General features: G+C 50.7%; 16 protein-coding genes. 1 reads left to right on the forward strand and 15 read right to left on the reverse strand.

From position 1 onward, the window contains the following. Position 1: 1 nt before the first annotated feature. From JIN82_RS08380 to JIN82_RS08420, 9 genes are all read right to left on the reverse strand, one after another. The gene (locus JIN82_RS08380; RefSeq protein ID WP_200311179.1) at positions 2–1,270 is read right to left on the reverse strand and encodes a hypothetical protein; all 1,269 of its coding nucleotides are present in this window, start codon (positions 1,268–1,270) and stop codon (positions 2–4) included. A 42-nt stretch (positions 1,271–1,312) separates the two neighbouring features. Then, positions 1,313–2,269, reverse strand: a complete 957-nt coding sequence (locus JIN82_RS08385; protein WP_200311180.1) for a phosphotransferase — start codon at positions 2,267–2,269, stop codon at positions 1,313–1,315. A gap of 206 nt (positions 2,270–2,475) precedes the next feature. Then, positions 2,476–3,339 carry a sugar phosphate nucleotidyltransferase gene (locus tag JIN82_RS08390; RefSeq protein ID WP_200311181.1) on the reverse strand — a complete coding sequence of 288 codons (864 nt, stop codon included), beginning with the start codon at positions 3,337–3,339 and terminating at the stop codon, positions 2,476–2,478. Continuing rightward, positions 3,336–4,400, reverse strand: coding sequence for an A/G-specific adenine glycosylase (locus tag JIN82_RS08395; RefSeq protein ID WP_200311182.1), 1,065 nt, complete (start codon positions 4,398–4,400; stop codon positions 3,336–3,338). The genes JIN82_RS08390 and JIN82_RS08395 overlap by 4 nt, the downstream gene beginning before the upstream one ends. A 20-nt stretch (positions 4,401–4,420) precedes the next feature. After that, complete coding sequence (dxs, locus tag JIN82_RS08400; protein ID WP_200311183.1) at positions 4,421–6,304, reverse strand: 1-deoxy-D-xylulose-5-phosphate synthase; 1,884 nt, start codon at positions 6,302–6,304, stop codon at positions 4,421–4,423. Then, the gene (gene xseB, locus JIN82_RS08405) at positions 6,285–6,572 is read right to left on the reverse strand and encodes an exodeoxyribonuclease VII small subunit (protein WP_200311184.1); all 288 of its coding nucleotides are present in this window, start codon (positions 6,570–6,572) and stop codon (positions 6,285–6,287) included. Before xseB ends, dxs begins: the two co-directional genes overlap by 20 nt. A 23-nt stretch (positions 6,573–6,595) precedes the next feature. Then, positions 6,596–8,410: a phospholipid carrier-dependent glycosyltransferase gene (locus JIN82_RS08410; RefSeq protein WP_200311185.1), complete on the reverse strand. Its 1,815-nt coding sequence runs from the start codon at positions 8,408–8,410 to the stop codon at positions 6,596–6,598. Positions 8,411–8,430: 20 nt separating this feature from the next. Then, positions 8,431–9,849, reverse strand: coding sequence for a sigma-54-dependent transcriptional regulator (locus JIN82_RS08415; RefSeq protein WP_200311186.1), 1,419 nt, complete (start codon positions 9,847–9,849; stop codon positions 8,431–8,433). Next, on the reverse strand, positions 9,849–11,060 hold the full coding sequence (locus JIN82_RS08420) for a two-component system sensor histidine kinase NtrB (RefSeq protein ID WP_200311187.1): 1,212 nt from the start codon (positions 11,058–11,060) through the stop codon (positions 9,849–9,851). The genes JIN82_RS08415 and JIN82_RS08420 overlap by 1 nt, the downstream gene beginning before the upstream one ends. A 51-nt stretch (positions 11,061–11,111) precedes the next feature. Here JIN82_RS08420 and cutA point away from each other — a divergent pair, with 51 nt between their 5' ends. Then, positions 11,112–11,432, forward strand: a complete 321-nt coding sequence (gene cutA, locus JIN82_RS08425) for a divalent-cation tolerance protein CutA (RefSeq protein ID WP_200311188.1) — start codon at positions 11,112–11,114, stop codon at positions 11,430–11,432. 4 nt (positions 11,433–11,436) lie between these two features. Here cutA and JIN82_RS08430 read toward each other — a convergent pair whose 3' ends face one another. The 6 genes from JIN82_RS08430 to JIN82_RS08455 form a co-directional block, all read right to left on the reverse strand. Further along, a complete protein-coding gene (locus tag JIN82_RS08430) occupies positions 11,437–12,174 on the reverse strand; it encodes a phosphate ABC transporter ATP-binding protein (protein WP_200311189.1) in 738 nt (245 codons plus the stop codon). Next, on the reverse strand, positions 12,161–13,066 hold the full coding sequence (locus JIN82_RS08435) for a PstA family ABC transporter permease (RefSeq protein ID WP_200311190.1): 906 nt from the start codon (positions 13,064–13,066) through the stop codon (positions 12,161–12,163). The genes JIN82_RS08430 and JIN82_RS08435 overlap by 14 nt, the downstream gene beginning before the upstream one ends. Further along, positions 13,059–13,865 carry a PstC family ABC transporter permease gene (locus JIN82_RS08440; protein WP_200311191.1) on the reverse strand — a complete coding sequence of 269 codons (807 nt, stop codon included), beginning with the start codon at positions 13,863–13,865 and terminating at the stop codon, positions 13,059–13,061. The genes JIN82_RS08435 and JIN82_RS08440 overlap by 8 nt, the downstream gene beginning before the upstream one ends. A gap of 46 nt (positions 13,866–13,911) precedes the next feature. Beyond that, positions 13,912–14,769 carry a phosphate ABC transporter substrate-binding protein gene (locus tag JIN82_RS08445; RefSeq protein ID WP_200311192.1) on the reverse strand — a complete coding sequence of 286 codons (858 nt, stop codon included), beginning with the start codon at positions 14,767–14,769 and terminating at the stop codon, positions 13,912–13,914. Between the two features lie 164 nt (positions 14,770–14,933). Then, positions 14,934–16,424 carry a S1C family serine protease gene (locus tag JIN82_RS08450; RefSeq protein WP_200311193.1) on the reverse strand — a complete coding sequence of 497 codons (1,491 nt, stop codon included), beginning with the start codon at positions 16,422–16,424 and terminating at the stop codon, positions 14,934–14,936. A gap of 39 nt (positions 16,425–16,463) precedes the next feature. Then, positions 16,464–17,975, reverse strand: coding sequence for a S1C family serine protease (locus JIN82_RS08455; protein WP_200311194.1), 1,512 nt, complete (start codon positions 17,973–17,975; stop codon positions 16,464–16,466). Positions 17,976–18,452 lie beyond the last annotated feature (477 nt).

The raw sequence follows: 18,452 nt of genomic DNA on the forward strand, positions 1-18,452 counted from the left end.
TCTAGCTGGCGGGCTCGACGGTTTTCTTTGCCGATGGATTTTTAGTCAGTGCAATGGAGAGGAAGGAAACCAAAAATGTAGCTAGGATAGGGGTGACAGGAAGCCAGAATTTGAGCATCTGCATGAGCTCGAGAATCAGCAGGTAGCTGAAACTGATGATAAGCAGAACGGATAGAATGTGGGTGAAGCGCGATCTTCCTGAGAGCCAGCTGAGGAGCAGGGCTAGGTCGATGATGATGACGGCTTCTGCCCAGCTGGGAAGGCGAGTGTATTCTATCGGCTGTTTGGCTACAGGAAAGAGTTGGATCGTTGCTAGGGTGTCAGCAAGTCGTTGCTGGCTGATTTGATTGGCGAGCTGGCTTTTTTTGCCGTTAGCTATCAATAGGGGTGGGTGAGTTAGGCTCACAGTTTCGATGAATAAGGCGTCGGCGCTGGTGGTCGGCTGGGCGAGTGGATGATTGAGCGCTAGTGGTGTACGCCCCCACTGGTCGATGTTTATGATGGGGGCGTCGGCGCCAAGGGTGAGAGTTTGACCCAGATGGATGTTTAGGTCCTCAGGGGATTTGTCATAGGCCACCATGATGAGCACGAGCTCAAAGGAGGGGATGATGTGACCATCCCACATGGCGATTAGCTGGATGTGGTCGTCACTGAGTTCTTCACTCTCCAGCTGGCTGAAGCCTAGCAGTAGGTGCTTGCTAGGTTCTAGCTGGTTAGGTAGCGCAAGAGCATTGACTTGCGGTAGCAGTTTGCTGTCACCGCGGAGTTGTTTGGTGCTAATCTCGCTAGACAGAAAAATGTCAGGGATTGGTGTGCCGTTAGGTGAACGGCGAAGTGGTACACCGGCAAGCACACGATCGAATTTTTTGATCTGTTGGTTAAGCGCTGTTAGCTGAAGAGCTGGTTCGTCGTCCCAGCCCATGGTGGTGCCGGCGACGAGGGTGGTGGCGCCTTGCTCGTGGAGTTTGGCAAAAATAGTAGCGTAATCTAACGCGCTCGGTGGGGTATTTTCAAAAATGCGATCTGGGTCGTCAGTGACGGCGACGATGTCGAAGTTTTGTTTTTTGTCTGGCTGGTTACTCTGAGCCAGAGCGATGATGCTGTTATGGTCTGAATCCAGCTGAGTGAGAGCTGAGCGGCCAAGTTCTTCTTTGACCCAGCTAGAGGCTAGTGTCAGGTCCATCTGATGGAGAATGCGTAGGTCGCCCCAGTAACGAGTGGTGGCGATGCCTACGCAGAGGCAAAAGATGAATGTGAGCAGCCGGCGCATAGGTGATATAAAATACAAGTCTGCGCGCCAGCCAAGCACGGATTAGATTTTTTCTAACACGGGCATTAGAGCTGGCTCGAGATCGGTACCTTTGACGAGCTCTTTGAGAGTGGCAGCGGCAGTAGGAAGATGCTGCAGGTACCAATCGTTACGCTCTTTGATGGCGATGTTTGCGTAGGCACCCATGGCCTGCATGAGGCGCTGGATGGCACATTTTTCCAAAATTGGCATGATGGGTTCTTCTTCGGATACGTCTTCCCATAGCTCGATGAGCTTTTGGATTTCTTCCTTAGAATGGGCCATGTATGGATCGTAGATCAATGAGGCGAGGTCATATTCCTGACGTCCGCGGCGCATGCCTTGGAAATCGATGAGGAATGCTTTGCCGTCTTTGGCGATGATGTTTTGTGACTGGAAATCGCGGTGGACTAGGTTGCGTGCTGAGGCGCCGAGGTCGTTGGCCATTTGCTCCAGAGCTGGGTGTTCACGCAGTTCTTCGATCAATGCAGGGTTAAGTCCGAGGTGGTCTTCGGCGACGTGGTCGTAGAAGTAGTCTTGTTCCCAAGCGTAGAGGCTGGCGTCAAACTCCGGCTGGAGTTCGATGTCCTTTGGCACACGGGTGTAGAAAAGTTTGTCCAACTGCTGCATGGCGGACCGGTAGATCGGCTCGCGCACTTCCCACGGTTCGTCTTTTAGGGAGAGCAGGTCAGCATCGCCAAGGTCTTCGACGAGGGCGACGCGGCGGGTTGGGTTGTCGTAAATGACTTCAGGCACGTTGAATCCTGATTTGCGCAACATTTCTGCGATGGGCAGGTAGTTGGCATTGTCGGCACGGTCTAGGGTGTAGTGCACACCGATGTAGGTAGGGAATCCCTCTGGTTTGAGGCGAACAATAGTTCTGCCTGATGCGCCTTTGGTGATTGGTTCAATCACGCAAGTGTGCGTCGGTGAGAGGTCGAGGTGATGGCGAACTGCTGTGAGTAGAGTATCGGTAGGCATGATACGTGGAAGTCAATTTGTTCTCAAAAGAACAGGATTGTGCGAATAATCAACCTAAAACCGTGAAAAAGACTCAAGATGTCTGACTAAATGGAGGTGACTAGTGAATTCTGATCCGCCGCTTGTGCTGCTCAGGTCTATACCTGGGCTAGTTTCTGGCGGTTGTGGTTGATTGTGTAGGGGGAAACAAACGTTGGGTGATTTGCTTACTGCGTGATGATGGAGGAGGTGATCGTGGCACCTTTTTCCAGCTGGCAATCTGGCCAAATGATGGAATCTGTGATTTTGCAGTCTGCTGGTACTGAACTGCCAATGATGGAATTGCAGATTTCTGCTGTTGGGTGAATGTCCGCTTCTGGGTGGATGCGGGATTCGCCATCAGCTGGCTGGCTGGTGGTGTGAATTTCGCGGTAGGCGTCGACGGTGCCGATATCAAACCAATCACCGTCGTCGAGACAGCAGGCGCCGAGCTGTGATTTTTTCGCTAGCTCAAGGAAGGCGGGGATGACGGAAATTTTTTCACCAGCTGGAATGAGATCTAGGATCTTGGCCTCGGTGATGTAGATGCCGGTGAATTGGTGGCTGGATTTTTCCTCGCTGAGCTGGTTGCGCAAATCGGTGACGAGCGGGCCTTCCACGGTGATGTTTTGGATCGGACCATTGGATCTCAGCGCTAGCGTGGTGGTTAGGCCAGCGGCGAGATGGTGGTCGATGAGCTGCTGCAGAGGCAGCGTGCTGAGGATGTCGCCATTGTAAACAAGCACTGGCTCGCCGGCAAAAAATGTCTCGATGTTTTTCAGGCCACCGCCAGTTTCGAGCAATTTTTCTTCGTGAAAAAAGTGCACCGGGCAGCCGCGAAATTGTTGATCTGGGAATGCTTTTTCCCACGCGTCTGGCAGGTGGTGGGTATTGATGGCAAACTCACGGATGCCAGCTGCGTAGCATTGCTCGAGGGTGCGCATGATCATGGGCCGGTTGAATAGTGGGACCAGCGGCTTGGGTAAAAAATGCGTCAGTGGCTGGAGACGCGTGCCGAGGCCAGCGCCAAGGATAAAGGCTTTTTTGATCATAACATGAGCGAGTCAGAAAGCAGCTTGTCCAGTGCTTTGCGGTACGGGCTGGAAATTGGTAGCGCTTCGAGTTCGTCGACGGTGAACCAGCTTTCCTTAGTGCCTTTGGCTGCTTCGGGCAGTGATTCTGGGGCGCATTGGTAGACGTATAAGGTGACGCGGTGGTGGGTGATGCCGTATTTTGCCCGGTAGCACGAATGCAGGTGGGCGACAGCTTCGGCATCGCGCTCGGGTAATTTCCAGAACCCTTCGCGGCGCGCGCCACTGGCTTGTTGCTGCATCAAGACGCGGCCAAATTGATCGCGACATAAGAGGGTGAATTCATCCACCAGCACGGTTTTTTTTGCGGCTTTTTTGCTTGGTAGTAGGTCAGGGGTACGAGTGAGGCAAAACTCCCACACCGGACAGCCGTCGCAGTTTGGGTTTTTCGCCGAGCAATACGTCTGGCCGAGCTCCATGATGGCGGAGTTCCATTGACGTGCTTTTTTGCTGTGAACTAGCTGGCCAGCCCATGCCCAGATTTGTTTTTGTCCAGCTGAGCTGTCGACTTCACCGTGGAAGTCGAACAAGCGCGATAATACGCGCGCGATGTTGCCATCAACGATGGGTTCTGGCTGGTTGAATGCAAATGAAGCTACCGCGCCAGCCGTGTATGGGCCGACGCCGGGGAGGTCGAGGATTTGCCCGTGATCGGTGGGAAATTGGTTATCGTGGCTGGTGACAATCTGGCGCGCGGTATTTTGCAAATTGCGCACGCGCCGGTAATAGCCGAGCCCTTCCCAGGCCTTGAGGATTTCCTCTTCATCCGCATCGGCAATGGAGATGGGGTCGGGGAATCTGGCTAGAAAATTTGCGTAGTAGCCGCGGTCTAGCACGGTGGCTATCTGCGTCTGCTGCAGCATGATTTCTGACACCAAGATAGACCATGGATCAGTGGTCTCGCGCCATGGATACGTTTTCCCTTCGCTGGCAAACCACTTGAGTAAAGCGGTGTGCAGCTCGGGTAAATTATCGATCGGATGGCGCAATGCCAGCGGTTTGATCTTGGATGAATCAGCCATGATCTAGCGGGCTTGTGGGCCTAGAGGTTTTGCTGGATCTGCTTGAGAGCCGCTTCGACGGAAACGCCGTAGCGCTGGCGAAGTTGATCCACTTTGCCGTGGTCGACAAATTCATCTGGCCAGCCGATGCGCACCACTGGGGTGTGGATTTGCTGGTCGCTGAGTAGCTCGAGCACGCTGGTGCCAAAGCCATTGGCGATGACGTGATCTTCAAAGGTGCAAACCACTTTGGCGTTGCGCGCGTGTTCGATGATCATTTCGGCGTCGAGCGGTTTGATGAAGCGTGGGTTGATCAAGGTGACTGAGTGACCCTGAGCTTCCAGCTGGCGGCATGTTTCTTCTGCCATTTCGAACAGATTCCCTAAGCCAATCAGCGTGATGTCGCTGCCTTTTTGCACCAGCTCAGCTTTGCCGATTTCCAGCAGCTGTGGTTTCGCTTTTGGTTGTGCTCCTGTGCCAGCGCCACGTGGGTAGCGGATGGCTGATGGTAGGTCGTCGATGTGTTTCATCGTCCACAGCATGTCGACAAATTCATCTTCATCTTTAGCCTGCATGAAGACGAGGTCTGGAACGTGGCTGAGGTAGCCGATGTCAAATAATCCGTGGTGAGTTGGGCCGTCGTCGCCACTTAGGCCTGCGCGGTCCATGCACAAACGCACAGGCAATTTCTGCAAGGCCATGTCATGAATGATCATGTCGTAGGCGCGCTGCATGAATGTGGAGTAGATGGCGAGGAATGGGCGCAGCTCTTGGGTGGCGTGGCCACAGGCAAACAGGGCTGCGTGTTCTTCCGCGATGCCAACGTCAAAGTAGCGCTCGTTGACTTCATCTTTGAAGATCTCCAACTTGGTGCCGCCTGGCATGGCTGCGGTGATGGCGGTGATGGATTTGTCTTCTTTGGCAAAATCTGTCAGCGCACGACCAAAGATTTCCGAGTAAGTCGGGGTGGCTGGAGCAGCAGTCGAGCCATCTTCGATTTTGTAGGCACCCAGTCCGTGGAATTTTCCTGGATTATCCAGAGCTGGTTTGTAGCCACGACCTTTTTCAGTGATGATGTGTAAAATCACCGGCTCGTTTTGGGTCTTCAGGTACTCGAATGTCCGCACCAGTAGCGGTAAATCGTGACCGTCGATTGGGCCATAATAACGAACACCAAATTTCTCAAAGATCACATTTGGGATCAGTAGGTTTTTGGTATTGCGCTCGACTTTGTGAGCAAATTTACGTGCTGATTTTCCACCTACACGCTCGACAAAATCCGCCGCTGAGTGGCGAATTGAGGCAAATGTCGGGTGGGTCTGGATGTTGTTAAAGTATTTGGCTAGGGCGCCGACGTTTTTATCGATAGACCATTCGTTGTCATTGAGCACAATGATGAATTTCTTAGTGGTCTCTGCGATGTTATTGAGGGCTTCTAGCGTAGGGCCGCAAGTGAATGCCGCATCACCAGCAACCGCAACCACGTGGTTGTCGTCACCTTTGAGGTCGCGCGCTGATGCCATGCCCAGAGCCGCTGAAACAGCCGTGCCAGCGTGGCCAGCTCCGTAGCAGTCGTGCTCAGATTCGGTGCGCAGCAGGAAACCATTTAGCCCGTCCGGTGTGCGGATGGTGTGGATTTCTTTAGCGCGACCAGTAAGCATTTTGTGTACGTATCCTTGGTGGGAAACGTCAAAAAGAAACTTATCGGCAGGCGTATCAAAAACCTTATGCAGCGCGATGCTCAGTTCGGTCACCCCGAGGTTCGGGCCAAGGTGGCCACCGGTGACAGAGAGGCAGTTGATGAGCGTATGGCGAACTTCTTCAGCCAGCTGTTCGAGTTGCTCATCGTCCATTCCTTTTAGATCCGCCGGACTGTTGATAGTGGCGAGTAGGTCTGGAAGAGAATTAGAGGAGTCTGAGGTCATCGTTGTCTTGTTCGGCTGGTTCTCTGGTCGCAGGTGTATTTTGGGTGTCTGCGGCGACAGAGTGATCGGGATTGAGAGTGATAAGTTCGAGGCGCTTGCGGGCATCAGAGATGACTCCTTCGCAATGTGCAATCAATTTTGCACCTCTTTCGTAGTTTGTGACCAATTCATCCAATGATTGTTCACCACTTTCCATGGTGTCGACGAGCTTTTCGAGTTCGTCGAGAGCTTTCTCAAAGGGGATCTTGGTTGATTTTTTTGCTGGCATAGGCTCGCGGCTAGGTGTGCTTGTTATTTGCTAAGCACGGGAAGTTCTTTAGAATAATACATCATCAATCCTCTTCCGAGAATTGGCACTGGGTACTTGTAGCGCGCAGTTAATGTTTTGAAATCTGGGTTCGTGTCAAGGAATGACTTCGCATTACCGCCTCGTACGCCGTTTCCGTAGTTTGACCAGTAGTTGTAAACGAGTGGGAAAAGTTCACCATAGTCGCTGTTGGTAGGGTATCCATTGTTCATGATTGCAGCTGCATTGAACGAACGAGGGGTGATGAAAATTCCAGCTAGATTGAGTTGTTGTTTTTCCGCACGAGATTCAATTTGCTCAATTTGATCTTGGTTTTTTGGCAGTAAGATCGCGGTTCTATCGGCATACCAAGCGACACATTCTGGCTGATCGGAAATAATTAGGTCACTCTTTTTGCTTACTTTGGTGAGCGTTGTATTGAGGGCTAATGGGTGAGTCATTGGCCATGATGGCGCGCCGCCAGCTTTTTCGCGACGCATGCCATTACGAAATTCTTGCGGGAAAGCCAATAGGAGCGGGCCTGCGCTGATGGCAATCAAAACAAAATAATGGGCAAATTTCATCTGCGGAATGGCAACGCGACTCCACAGGATGGAAACCATAGCTACTCCGTAGGCAGACATGAGCGGCATGAAGAGAATGTGAATTTGGTTGCTGTTCATGCTGCTATTTGGGCGACCGAGGCCGAAGATAGCCATGCCGATGCAGGCAAATACCCACATAAGCAAGATGCCCCAGCGGAAATTGCGCAGGCTTTCACGCTTGAATGGGTGCAGCAGGGCTAAGAAAAAGATAGGTGCCGCAAGCACTGAGCCGAGGTTTGAGTATAGGCTTGTGATCTGCGTCAGAATGGTACGTGTGGTCTGCAGCATGAGACCTTGAACGGCTAGCTCATTATCCGTTGGGTTTAGTGAGCGTATGGTATCCATTTCGCTCATGCCGCCTCCAATGCCATTGTAGATATTGTAGAAAGCTGAGCCTACAGGGGTGCCTGTAGGTTGTATATATAACAGATACAGAGTAGGTATCGTGAAAATCGTAACGATGGCAAATACAGTTGAGGCTACCAAACCGCGCGGCTGGAAGAATATTGCTGCAAATACTAGGTAGCCAATGACGATCCAGATGGTGATCCAGTGAGTGAGTACAAGTAGAGCGAGGAATATGCCAGATAGAAACGCGGGAGCCATCACCGGTTTTTTCATCTCTGCATTTTCCATCGCCTTCCACGCGAAGAACATGGCGCAGGAAAATAACATCAGCATCAGCATCTGCGGCAGTCCTGACTGCGAGAATTCCCACATCATCTCACAGAAGAGCATCAGCAAAGCCACGACGGCGGCAATCGAAGTATCAAAAATGCGCGCAATCAGTAAGTAGTTAATACCGATAGCTATGAGGAAGAAAATAATACAAGTAGCTGCGATGATTCTATCAGGCTGATAGACTTGGCTGTTACTATCCATCATCCAGTTGTTGAATTGATCGCCACCAGTGATTTTTAGTATGGCCGCATACATGAGTGGGTTCAGTGGCGCATGATAGGTATCATTGAAGCGGTCAAGTCGCGCATCTTGGCCATTATTCTCCATCAAATAAATAGACGCGGGGCGAATGACCTGTGAGGTGTATCCATTGCCTCGGGCTATCTCACGCCCGAGCTGTGCTTGATCAATGCCTAGCGGGTCTGATAAACCACGAAACGTCACCAACAAAGTGGAAAGAGCCAAAATGGCTAACAATACAAAGAAGAGTATGCGGCGCGTTATTTTTGCGGTATCAGTTTGCATGGAGTTCATGATGGCTTTCTGGGTGATTTCTAGCTGAGCTTAAATTCTTTGATCTTACGCTGCAGTGTGCGTCGGCTGATGCCCAGAAGTTTTGCGGCTTCTGTGCGATTATTACTAGCTGCTTTGAGCGCACCTTTAATGGTTCGGATTTCTAAATTATGCAAGTTGAATTCCTTAACAGGCTCGGTGTTAGCGTGAGTCGATTTAGTGAAATTTGGTTCAGCTGAAGCAGGTTCATAGCTTGCTGCTGAATCGGCAATTCTGAGTGGAAGGTGGTCGATACCTATTTCTATATCATTGTCTCTAGCCATGATGACGCCATGTTCGATACTCGTTCTGAGCTCTCGCACATTGCCTGGCCAGCCGTATTGGTTCAGTAGTTGGACAGCCTCACCACTCAAAGGTTTGAAATTTTTGCCATTTTCTTCAGCGAATTCTTTGAGGAAGACATTGGCTAACAGTAAAATGTCATCCTCTCTATCTCGCAGTGGTGGTAAATCTAACTGAACTACATTGAGGCGAAAAAATAAATCTTCGCGAAAATCGCCATCTTCTACCATTTTTGCCAAATGGCGGTTAGTTGCGGTGATCACTCTGACATCTACCTGAATTGGCGAGTTGGATCCAACGCGCTCAATCTTGCGCTCACTCAGTGCGCGCAGCAGTTTTACTTGTGTGGTGGCGTCAATTTCACCTATTTCATCGAGGAAGAGCGTGCCGCCGTCGGCTTGCTCAAAGCGGCCAATTCTTCGTTGGGCCGCTCCGGTGAAGGCTCCTTTTTCGTGACCAAATAACTCGCTTTCTAGCAGCTGCGGGGATAGGGCGGCGCAGTTGACAGTTACTAATTTATCTTTGGGCCTATCGCTGAGTTGGTGGATTGCTTGAGCAACTAGCTCTTTACCCGTACCGCTTTCGCCTTCAATCAATACAGTGGCTTTGCTCGGCGCAATTTGTTTGATTAACTCTCCCACGCGGTGCATGGCTGGCGAGTTGCCAACTAACAATGGTAGTTTATTCTGCTGGCTGGTGACTTGTTTTTTGAGTTTTACATTCTCCTTTTCCAGCTGGACGTTAGATTGTTTCAGCTGGTGGGTATTAACGGCACGTTTGACTAACATCTCAACTTCGTCGATGTTAAGTGGTTTAGTGACAAAGTGCCATGCACCACGACGCATCGCTTCTACGGCTGTATCTACCGAGCCATAAGCGGTCATCATGATAGAAACGGGTGGAGATTTAACCTTTTTTGCTTCTTCTAGCAGATCCATCCCGCTGTCAGAGCCCATGCGCAGGTCGGTGAGCATAACGTCAACCTGTTGGCTCTTGAGGATGCGCACGGCTTCAGCTGGAGATCCAGCTACGTAGCAGTCAAATTCATCTTCCAGCGCTATACGTAGCCCGTCTCGCGTGGCTTTTTCGTCGTCGACGATGAGCAGGGTAGATTGCATTATGATGGCGAGTTAGGTTGAATTGGTTCCACTTCAATGATGGAGTCGCTAGACGATTCTAACATTCTCATGCCGGGTTCGTTTAGCGGGAAATATAATTTAACTTTCGACCCCACACCTTCTTGTGATTCGATTTCGATTTCACCGCCATGTTCGCGTAAAATTCTGCGCACAATAAGCAGGCCGAGTCCTGTGCCGCTTTCTTTTGTGCTGTGATAGGGTTCGAATATCGACCCCATCACCTCAGGTGGGATGCCGCTGCCTTCATCCTGAATCGAAAGGGTGACGTCGTAGTCGTTGAGTTGGCTGGAAATTGTAATGATACCACCGTCAGCTGGTAGAGCCTGCGCTGCATTGCGGATCAAATTATAGATAGCCTGTTGGATTTGCTCGCTGTCGAGCTCTAGCAGCGGGAGACTATCAGCCATCTCCAGCGCTACTTGCACATTGCGTTGTTTTAGCTCCGGTTCTATTACGCTGAGTGTGCTGCGTAATATCTCATGGAGCTGTTTGGGTTCGCGTTTCGGTGCAGTTGGTCGGATTGCTTGGAGGAATTCCTTGAGAATATTATCGAGTCTAGCAATTTCAGCTTGAGCGGTAACGAGATGCTCGTTGAGGCCAGCGGCTACCTCGTCTGGCAGCTTGCGGATCTTGCGCGACATCAACTGGAGGTGGATACCGAGTGAGTTCAGCGGGTTGCCAATTTCATGCGCTACGCCAGCAGCTAACAATGTGAGAGCATTCAGCTTCTCGCTCTCCATCATGGCTTCAGCTTCTTTGCTAGAGTTGGTAATGTCTCTGACTAATAATAAGAAACCGAGCGACTGGCTGCGCGATTCATCTTCGGTTTCGTGCAGAATGGGTGCAAGATAGAAATTGAGCAGCCGATGTTCAGGGTAGAAAATCTCCATGTCGCGGCTAACCACTTTTTTGGGGTCGGCTAATTTGCTCCAGCTAAGACCGCGAATGGTTGCGTCTATCTGTTGGCCGACACACTGAGTTGTATTCAGGCCAAATAAGCGTCCCGCCGAGTGGTTGATGTAGGTGATATTGCCGTCCAGATCAGTGATGAATAATCCTTCCTGCAGGGATTCAAAGACACTTTCAAAAAAGCCATTTTCACGCACCAAGCGAGTGACCAAGCTTTGTACCTCGCCTGGCTCGACACGATCTAGCCGCGCAATGAGTTTGTCTAAAAATCCCGATTTCATGTTTGTAAAATCAAGTTTGTCAAAGTCAGAGCTCTGCGTCAAGCTGTCGCTATGAATGCTTTGTTTATTGTTGTTTCTACATTTCCCAGTCGTGAGGTGGCGCGTCAGCTTGGCGCAGAAGTGGTCGAGGCTGGTCTAGCTGCCTGCGTCAATATTCTTGGCGATATAGAGTCTATCTACCCGTGGGATGGTGAGATTTGTCGTGAAAATGAAGTTTATGTGATGATGAAAACTTCAGCTGCAACTTATCCTAAGTTAGAAAGCTGGCTGGAAGAAAACCATCCATACGACAATCCTGCGATATTGGCGTTGCCGATAGAAAAAGCTGCCGCAGCCTACGCAAAGTGGGTGATAGAAAATACCAGCCAATAATTTGTCAGGTTGGCTGGCTGGCCGAGATGATGCCGTCTTCTGCTTTAATGATGAAATCCGCCAGCTTGCTGGTTTGCGCCAGCGAGTGGCTAACGGTGACAATAGTGAAACGATCTGCTAGCTGGAGGATTGTGTCCTCTATCTGCTCAGTCATTTGTGGGTCAAGTGAAGCGGTCGGTTCGTCTAGCAAGAGTATTTCTGGTTGTAGGGCTAGGGTGCGCGCTAAGCAGAGTCGTTGTTGTTGCCCTCCAGATAATTTGTCTGCAGCTAGGTGCATTCTGTCTTTCACTTCATGCCAGAGACCGGCCAGCTGTAATGCCTGTTGGGTGATCTCCTGTTCCTCAGGTTTGCTCAGTTTGTATGCAGCACGTAGTGGCAAGAGCATGTTTTTTTCTATGCTCACAGGCAGTGGGTTAGGGGATTGGAAAACCATGCCGACCTTGCGTCTTAGGTGAGGGAGCTGTGTGGGTTTTAGTTTGTCAATGGATGTCTCTTTGCCGTCAATTTGCAGGCAAATACTGCCACGAGTGCGCGCGTTAGATAGACAATCGTTGAGTCTGTTGAGAGCTCGCAAGAAAGTGCTTTTGCCTGAGCCAGATGGGCCAGTGAGCACGTGGATTTTATTTTGATAGATCTCTAGCTGGTCACACTTGATCACGACTTTATTGTCGAGGGCTACCTCCAGCTCAGAGACATTTCCAATGATTTTGTTAGCTGGCATTGATTTATTAGAATGTATCATGCTGGTTTGAGATGATTTTTCCGGCGATAGTGAAAATAGTCGTCGTAAATATCAATAAGGTTAGGGCTGCGCCAAAGACCATGTTGAGCTCCTGCTGCGATTGGTATTGCGAGCTGTAATAGTAGATAGTAAATGGCAGGGCTTCGTAGCGCTCAAGTAATCCAGCTGGCATGCCTGCATTGGCTACAGCCCCAGTTAGCATGATCACTGCGGTGTCTTCAGCTGCTCTGCCTGTGGCTAACATGATGCCGCTGATGATGGCTGTTTTGCATCGCGGTAGGTAAATTCGATAGATGGCTTGCCATTGGTTGAAGCCTAATGAGTTGGCGGTTAGTCTCAGCTGGCTGGGGATGGCTAGCAGGGCGGTACGCGTGGTACTGGCTAGATAGGGCAAAATCAGCATAGCGATGCATAGCCCAGAAAGTAGCAAGCTAGTATTAGCTGTGGGTAATGTTAGTGAGCGCAAAGTGATGATGAGGGTGAAACCAAATAGCCCCATGAGAATTGACGGAATGCCTGCTAGGATATCAATGGCGGGGCCTACGCAACGGCTCAACCATGACTTTGGGAATTCCGCTAGGTAGATGCCAGCTGCGACTCCCGGCGGGATTGCTAAGGCGAGCGAAGTGGCAACTAAGCTCAGTGTGCCCGCGCAGGCTGGCCAGATGCCATCCCAGATCGGTTGGCGCCCTAAAATTGCTGCGAGTGGTGCAGTGTCGCCAAAAAATAAGCTGGTTGATAGAGTTGGTGAGCCTCGGTAAATAATGTAGGCGAGGCAGAGTCCTACTAGGCTGGTGAAAAAGCAGGCACAGGCTAGGGCGTAAACCTGCAACCAGTGCGTTCTGCAGCTGCGTCTGGGGCTGTAGCTTGGTTTGGGCTCTTGTTTAGTCATGTGCGGCGTGGGTTTGTTCTAGTCGTCTAACGATAATGGTGACCGTCAAGCTGCTGAGTAAAAGAATGAAGCCAGCTGCAAATAAGGAATTATACTCAGGGCTACCTTTTTCCGTGGCGATGACGAGGCCAATGTGGGCAGTTAGTGTGCGTGCAGAATCTAGTAGTGAGCCGGTTGACTGGGCCGCATTTCCAGCCAGCATGAGAGGAATCATGGTATCGCCAATGGCGCGGCTAAATCCAAGAATGGCGGCGCTGGCGAGAGCTTTGCTAGATACCGGGAGGATGACTTTGCAGATTACCTGTTCATCGCTCATGCCGAGCGAGTTGGCTGTTAGCTGGTGTCGTTGGAAGCTTGGGGCTAGTTGGGTATTCAGCAGCACAATCATAGTTGGCATGATGAGTATGATCATGACAATGATCGCGCTAAGCAAACACAGTCCGGAACTAGCGGTGAATGATTGTCGAACAAGAGGTACTAGTATGAAGAGTGCGCAGACGGCGTAGACCACTGTAGGGATGCCGGCTGCTAGGCGGGTGACGACAATGACAGGTTTAGCTAATTTTGAAAATTTCGGGATGAGACAAAAACAGCTAACACCGAGAGCGATGGGGAAGGCTGCTAGGGTGGATATGACTGCCAAAATCAGCGAGCCTTTGAGCATCGCAGTGATGCCAAATTGCTGGTTTTCAGGGCGCCAGTTTGAGCTCATCAGCTCGGCTCCGCTAGACATGAAGACTGGAGCCGCGAAGCTGAAGATGAAAGCAAACAGGGCGACAATCAAGCCGAGTACAGCCAAGGTAATGGCGAACAGTACTCGTCTTGATAGCGTGTCAATGCTTGTGCTACTCAGGAGCATTGATGGCGATATAGCCTGATTTCTCAATGAAAGCAGCGCCACTTGGGCTGAAGATAAATTGAATGAAATCAGCTGTGATTCCGCTTGGTTCCCCTTGGGTGTTCATGAATAACTTGCGGGTAATCGGGTATTCACCTGATAGACAAGCCTCGTTGCTAGGTGTGACGCCATCCAGTTGAGGTGCAGAAACGGAGTCGTCGATGAAGCCGATGCTGCTGTAGCCGATGGCTGCAGGATCATTGGCAATACTAGTTTTCATAGCGCCGTTAGATGGTACGACGTTGGCTGATTTGGCGATGGGAGTCTGTTTGAGCAGCTTTTTGAAAAACACTGCACGGGTGCCGCTAGCTTCATCGCGGGTATAAAGGCTGATAGGGTTTTCGACGCCACCTAGTTGCTCCCAGTTGGTGATTTTGCCTGAGTAAATATCAATGACTTGCTGTTGAGTTAGGCTGGCGACTGGATTGGTTGGATTGAGGATGATCGCTACGCCGTCGACTGCAAATGCGTGAGAGATGAGTCCGCGGCTAGCTTCGCTTTCTTTAAGTGGGCGGCCAGTATTGCCAATCTGTACGAGCCCTTCGGCCACTTGTTGGGCGCCTACTCCTGAGCCGCCACCTGCGATGGTAATTTTGATTTGCGGGTTAAACTGCATGATCTCCTTGGCGGCTGCTTTCATCACGGGAATGTGAGCTGTGCCGCCGGCGATATCTAATTTGCCTGACTGATCAGCAAAGACTTTGAGTTCCGCCGAAGCGTTTTCGTTTTGTTTGCTTGAGCTGTCAGAACATGAGCTCAGGGCTGATAGGCAGATGACTGATCCGAGAAGAAGAGTGGATTTCATTCAGCTAACTAGCGGAAAGTGTCTTGTTAGCGCTACCCTTATAAGACTATTTGTTGGGTGGATATTGAGCCTTTGCTAGTAACTAGCTGATTTCTAGTAACAAAAAAAAAGAATGGTGCCAGCTGGTGGCACCATTCTTAATCATTCGATTGATAGAAGGTTGTTTAGAAGCGTGAGAGCTTAGGGATGCCGCGCTGAATTAGTTGGGCGTCAACTTCATCAGAATAGCTAGCGTCTAGATAGATAGTTTCAGGTCTACCGCCGAGGAATTCTATCGTGTGGATGCCGTCACTATCAGGTTTTTGAAATGCTTCAGCCAGTGATTTGAGGTCAGCAATTTTTACCCCATTGACCTTGTTGACGATGAGGTTGCGCAGGCTTTCGTAGCCAGTTGTCGCCGGTGTTGGGATTGTAGCTGATAGAATGACGATGCGATTGCGGTTTTCTTCGTAATCTTCCGGTGAATCTAGAGCGTCTAGCAAGTCGATAGGTGCTTTGTTTTGCCAATCTTTACCAAAGCCAGACAGGTAGCCTTGGGTGAGTTCTTGGAAAATGAATCCACCTTTGACGAGGTAGTTAGGCGCTTCGCCAAATGTTTCTCGTGGAATGAGCCTTTCGCTAGCCATTTTCAATTTGGCATCAACTTGCATCGGCTTGCCGTCGCGCATGATGTCGATCTTGATGGTGTCGCCAATTTTGTTTGATCCGCGGATCAGGTGGCTCCAGTACAGCTGGCCGTAGGTATCATCTTGATAGTATCCGCGGCGGCCAATTTGGTGGCCATTGATAGCGGTGATGACATCGTTCTTTTGCAGGCCTGCATTTTCAGCTGCGCTCCCTTTGAGGATGCGTGAGATGTAGAGGCCGCCGGCGTCGTCAGGAAGTTTGAGCCATTTGCGGAAGCTCGGGTCTACAGTTAGGTTGGCGGCGATACCGAGTGATGGGAAGCCGAGGTACTCGCCATCAGCTGCATCTTCGAGGAATGATTTGACGATCTCGGGCGCAATGACGTCGACGATTTGGTCTTTTGAGTTGTAGCTAGTGAGAATGCCTAGCAGTTTTCCTTCGCGTACCACGGGTAGTGAGAAGCTGCTAGATGCGCTTTGCATGGACGCCTTGGCTTCGTAGGTTAGAAAATACCCGCCCGGGGCGAAGCTTGAGACGATGTCGACTGATTGCACGTTTCCTTTGGTGATGAGAGGCATGCCATTGTCTTCAACTTGCCAGATTTCTAGCTGGTCGCCAATTTTAGCAGGTCCGTTAGTTTGTAGTGGCACGAGGTCGGCGGTGAATGATTCAGCTTCACTTCCCTCAGCTTCTAGCAGGGCTAAGTTAGCTTGATAGTCGACTGCGACTACCTTGGCTGGTACGGTGCGGGTGCCGTCGATGCTTTCCAGCTCGATGTTGACGGCGTCAGCAGCTAGCTCTGCAGTGGTTAGGATTTGTTTGCCATCGAGCACGGCGCCGAGTGCGCGAGTGGTAGACGGGGCATTTTTATCCCACGGCTGCCAGTTGTTATAGGTTTGGCTGGTGGAGTTGATGCGGATGACGGATTTCTCAGGGCTTTGTGCGCTGAGGCTCAGCGTGCTGGCGACCATAGAGATGGTGAGCGCGCTGCACAGTGTTGACTTGGTGATGATAGAGAAAATTTTCATAATAAAATACGAACGCAAAAGTTATGTAGCTCAGCTGGATTAGTGTTTGAGGTTGTGTGATTTGCTCACGCCGTAGCGGGTGAGTGTGCGCTGGCTGGCTTCAGCTGCCTCATCTCCGGGGATGATGATGGGGCGCGGGTTGCCTTCACATTTGATGATGAAAAACTCGGGCATTTCAGCTGGGTGTAGTAGCTGGTGCGCGTGCTCGATGTCTCTAACTTTCTCGCCATTGATGCTTTCTACCGCGAGGCCTGCATGGCTGCCGAGGTGGGCATTGATAGGGTCGTTGAGGATTCTTGTTAGCACGACGATGTCCTTGCGCTCTTTGAAGATCGCTTCGTCGATGTAGCGCGCGTAGAGGCGGCGTAGGCGAGCGTTGCTAAATTTGCTAGCAGCATAGAGGTTCAGGTTGAGCGGCTGGAAAACGAGGCCTGAGAAGGTGGTGAAGAGCGGCTGTTGGTCGTAGGTCGCTGCATACATTCTCGCTGGTGGGAATGGTTTGAGCACGATGGTTTTTTCCATCGCTTGACCATTGCGCAGGATGCTTAGTTTGACTTCATCACCGTCGAATTTTCGTTCGGCAATTTCGTTGAGGTTTACTTTTTCACCGCTGATGAGGATGTTGCCAGCGCTGTCAACTTGGTTGCCGTCGATGGCAACGAGGATGTCGCCAACTTCGAGGATTCCCTCACATGAGCCATCTGGGGTGACGGCGGCAACAAGTACGCCTGGGTCATCCGCTTTGAGGTTAAATTTGCGGCGCATGGCTGGGTTGTGCAATGGGAAGTCAACGAGGCCGAGCTCGACGTAATGGTCGTAGCTGCCAGTTTTGATGTCGGTTAGGAATCGTTCGATGACTGGAGTGGGGATGATGTAGCCAGTATTGTCAGCTGAGCGCAGGCCTTGAAAGGCGACGCCAACAACTTTGCCATCTTGTAGTACGGGGCCACCTGAGTTGCCTGGGTTGATGGCGGCGTCAATTTGGACGACGAGGTGTGAGTCTACCTGGCTGTGGCTGTACGGGCGGAAGTCGATACGGGAAACCACGCCACGGGTGATAGAAATGCGGTCACCGCCGACTGGGTAGCCGATGACACGCACTTGGTCTTCGAGCTTGGGCATGTCGCCAATTTCTAGATGTTGGAGGTGAGCGAATGGTTTGAAATCTTCGAGCTCTAGCAGCGCGAGGTCACAATCGTGAGCGATGTATTTGATCTTAGCTGGATGTTTTCTAGCTGACCCGTGCATGGTGACGAGTAGTCGTCTGGCGTTAGAGACGACGTGGGCGTTAGTGAGGATTTGATTTTCGCCGATGATGAATCCTGTGCCGATGCCGCCAGAGAATCTTCCTGCGCTCCACGGTGTGGTGTAGTCGGGCACTTGGGTGGCGGCTTCGATTCTAACGACTGAGCTGTAGATGTTCTTTGGGTCGCTTTTGACGAGCGGCGTGATAGGTGCGTTAGGTTCGGCTGGTGGGGCGATAAGCTGAGCGACAAGCGGCGATGCGCTGAGTGTGAGAGCTGCAGCAATTTTGATGAAAATTTCTGACATAGACAGGATGAAGTTAGTTAGTTTGAGGTGTGATTAAAGGTTAAAAGTTGTTTTTGTTACCTGCGCTGTGATGCTTGTTAGTGATCGGTTTAGTTGCCTTGGAATAAGCTGTGGTGCAGATATTGTGGGGGAATTGCTTACGAATTCGGCTGGCTGGTGAATTTGTCAACTGAGAGAATGAGATGGCGGTGTTTTTGTAAACGAATACAAAGTGACGGATTTATCACGAGGTGGGGTAGCGGTTTTACTGTGGAAACAGGTGAAGATGGGTCTTGGTAGTTGTTTATGAATGAGTTGAGTTCAATCACTTGACTGTGCGTAGATTGATTAAAATTGACGGTATCATGTTTGTGCATGTAGGGGCTGCAAAAGTGTGCATATTTCCAGATCTCCATGTATTCGCGAGCGGAATTTATCGGTCAGATTGAGATGATTTGTACCATCTCGGCTTGACCGTGAACTGTTTAGCTGATCAAA

The sequence above is a fragment of the Persicirhabdus sediminis genome, from assembly GCF_016595495.1.
Taxonomy (GTDB): domain Bacteria; phylum Verrucomicrobiota; class Verrucomicrobiia; order Verrucomicrobiales; family Akkermansiaceae; genus Persicirhabdus; species Persicirhabdus sediminis.

Bases quoted from the DNA above. Each gene is read 5' to 3' on its own strand.
- JIN82_RS08380 (WP_200311179.1), bottom strand. From the start codon at position 1,270: ATGCGCCGGCTGCTCACATTCATCTTTTGCCTCTGCGTAGGCATCGCC.
- JIN82_RS08385 (WP_200311180.1), bottom strand. From the start codon at position 2,269: ATGCCTACCGATACTCTACTCACAGCAGTTCGCCATCACCTCGACCTC.
- JIN82_RS08390 (WP_200311181.1), bottom strand. From the start codon at position 3,339: ATGATCAAAAAAGCCTTTATCCTTGGCGCTGGCCTCGGCACGCGTCTC.
- JIN82_RS08395 (WP_200311182.1), bottom strand. From the start codon at position 4,400: ATGGCTGATTCATCCAAGATCAAACCGCTGGCATTGCGCCATCCGATC.
- dxs (WP_200311183.1), bottom strand. From the start codon at position 6,304: ATGACCTCAGACTCCTCTAATTCTCTTCCAGACCTACTCGCCACTATC.
- xseB (WP_200311184.1), bottom strand. From the start codon at position 6,572: ATGCCAGCAAAAAAATCAACCAAGATCCCCTTTGAGAAAGCTCTCGAC.
- JIN82_RS08410 (WP_200311185.1), bottom strand. From the start codon at position 8,410: ATGAACTCCATGCAAACTGATACCGCAAAAATAACGCGCCGCATACTC.
- JIN82_RS08415 (WP_200311186.1), bottom strand. From the start codon at position 9,849: ATGCAATCTACCCTGCTCATCGTCGACGACGAAAAAGCCACGCGAGAC.
- JIN82_RS08420 (WP_200311187.1), bottom strand. From the start codon at position 11,060: ATGAAATCGGGATTTTTAGACAAACTCATTGCGCGGCTAGATCGTGTC.
- cutA (WP_200311188.1), top strand. From the start codon at position 11,112: ATGAATGCTTTGTTTATTGTTGTTTCTACATTTCCCAGTCGTGAGGTG.
- JIN82_RS08430 (WP_200311189.1), bottom strand. From the start codon at position 12,174: ATGATACATTCTAATAAATCAATGCCAGCTAACAAAATCATTGGAAAT.
- JIN82_RS08435 (WP_200311190.1), bottom strand. From the start codon at position 13,066: ATGACTAAACAAGAGCCCAAACCAAGCTACAGCCCCAGACGCAGCTGC.
- JIN82_RS08445 (WP_200311192.1), bottom strand. From the start codon at position 14,769: ATGAAATCCACTCTTCTTCTCGGATCAGTCATCTGCCTATCAGCCCTG.
- JIN82_RS08450 (WP_200311193.1), bottom strand. From the start codon at position 16,424: ATGAAAATTTTCTCTATCATCACCAAGTCAACACTGTGCAGCGCGCTC.
- JIN82_RS08455 (WP_200311194.1), bottom strand. From the start codon at position 17,975: ATGTCAGAAATTTTCATCAAAATTGCTGCAGCTCTCACACTCAGCGCA.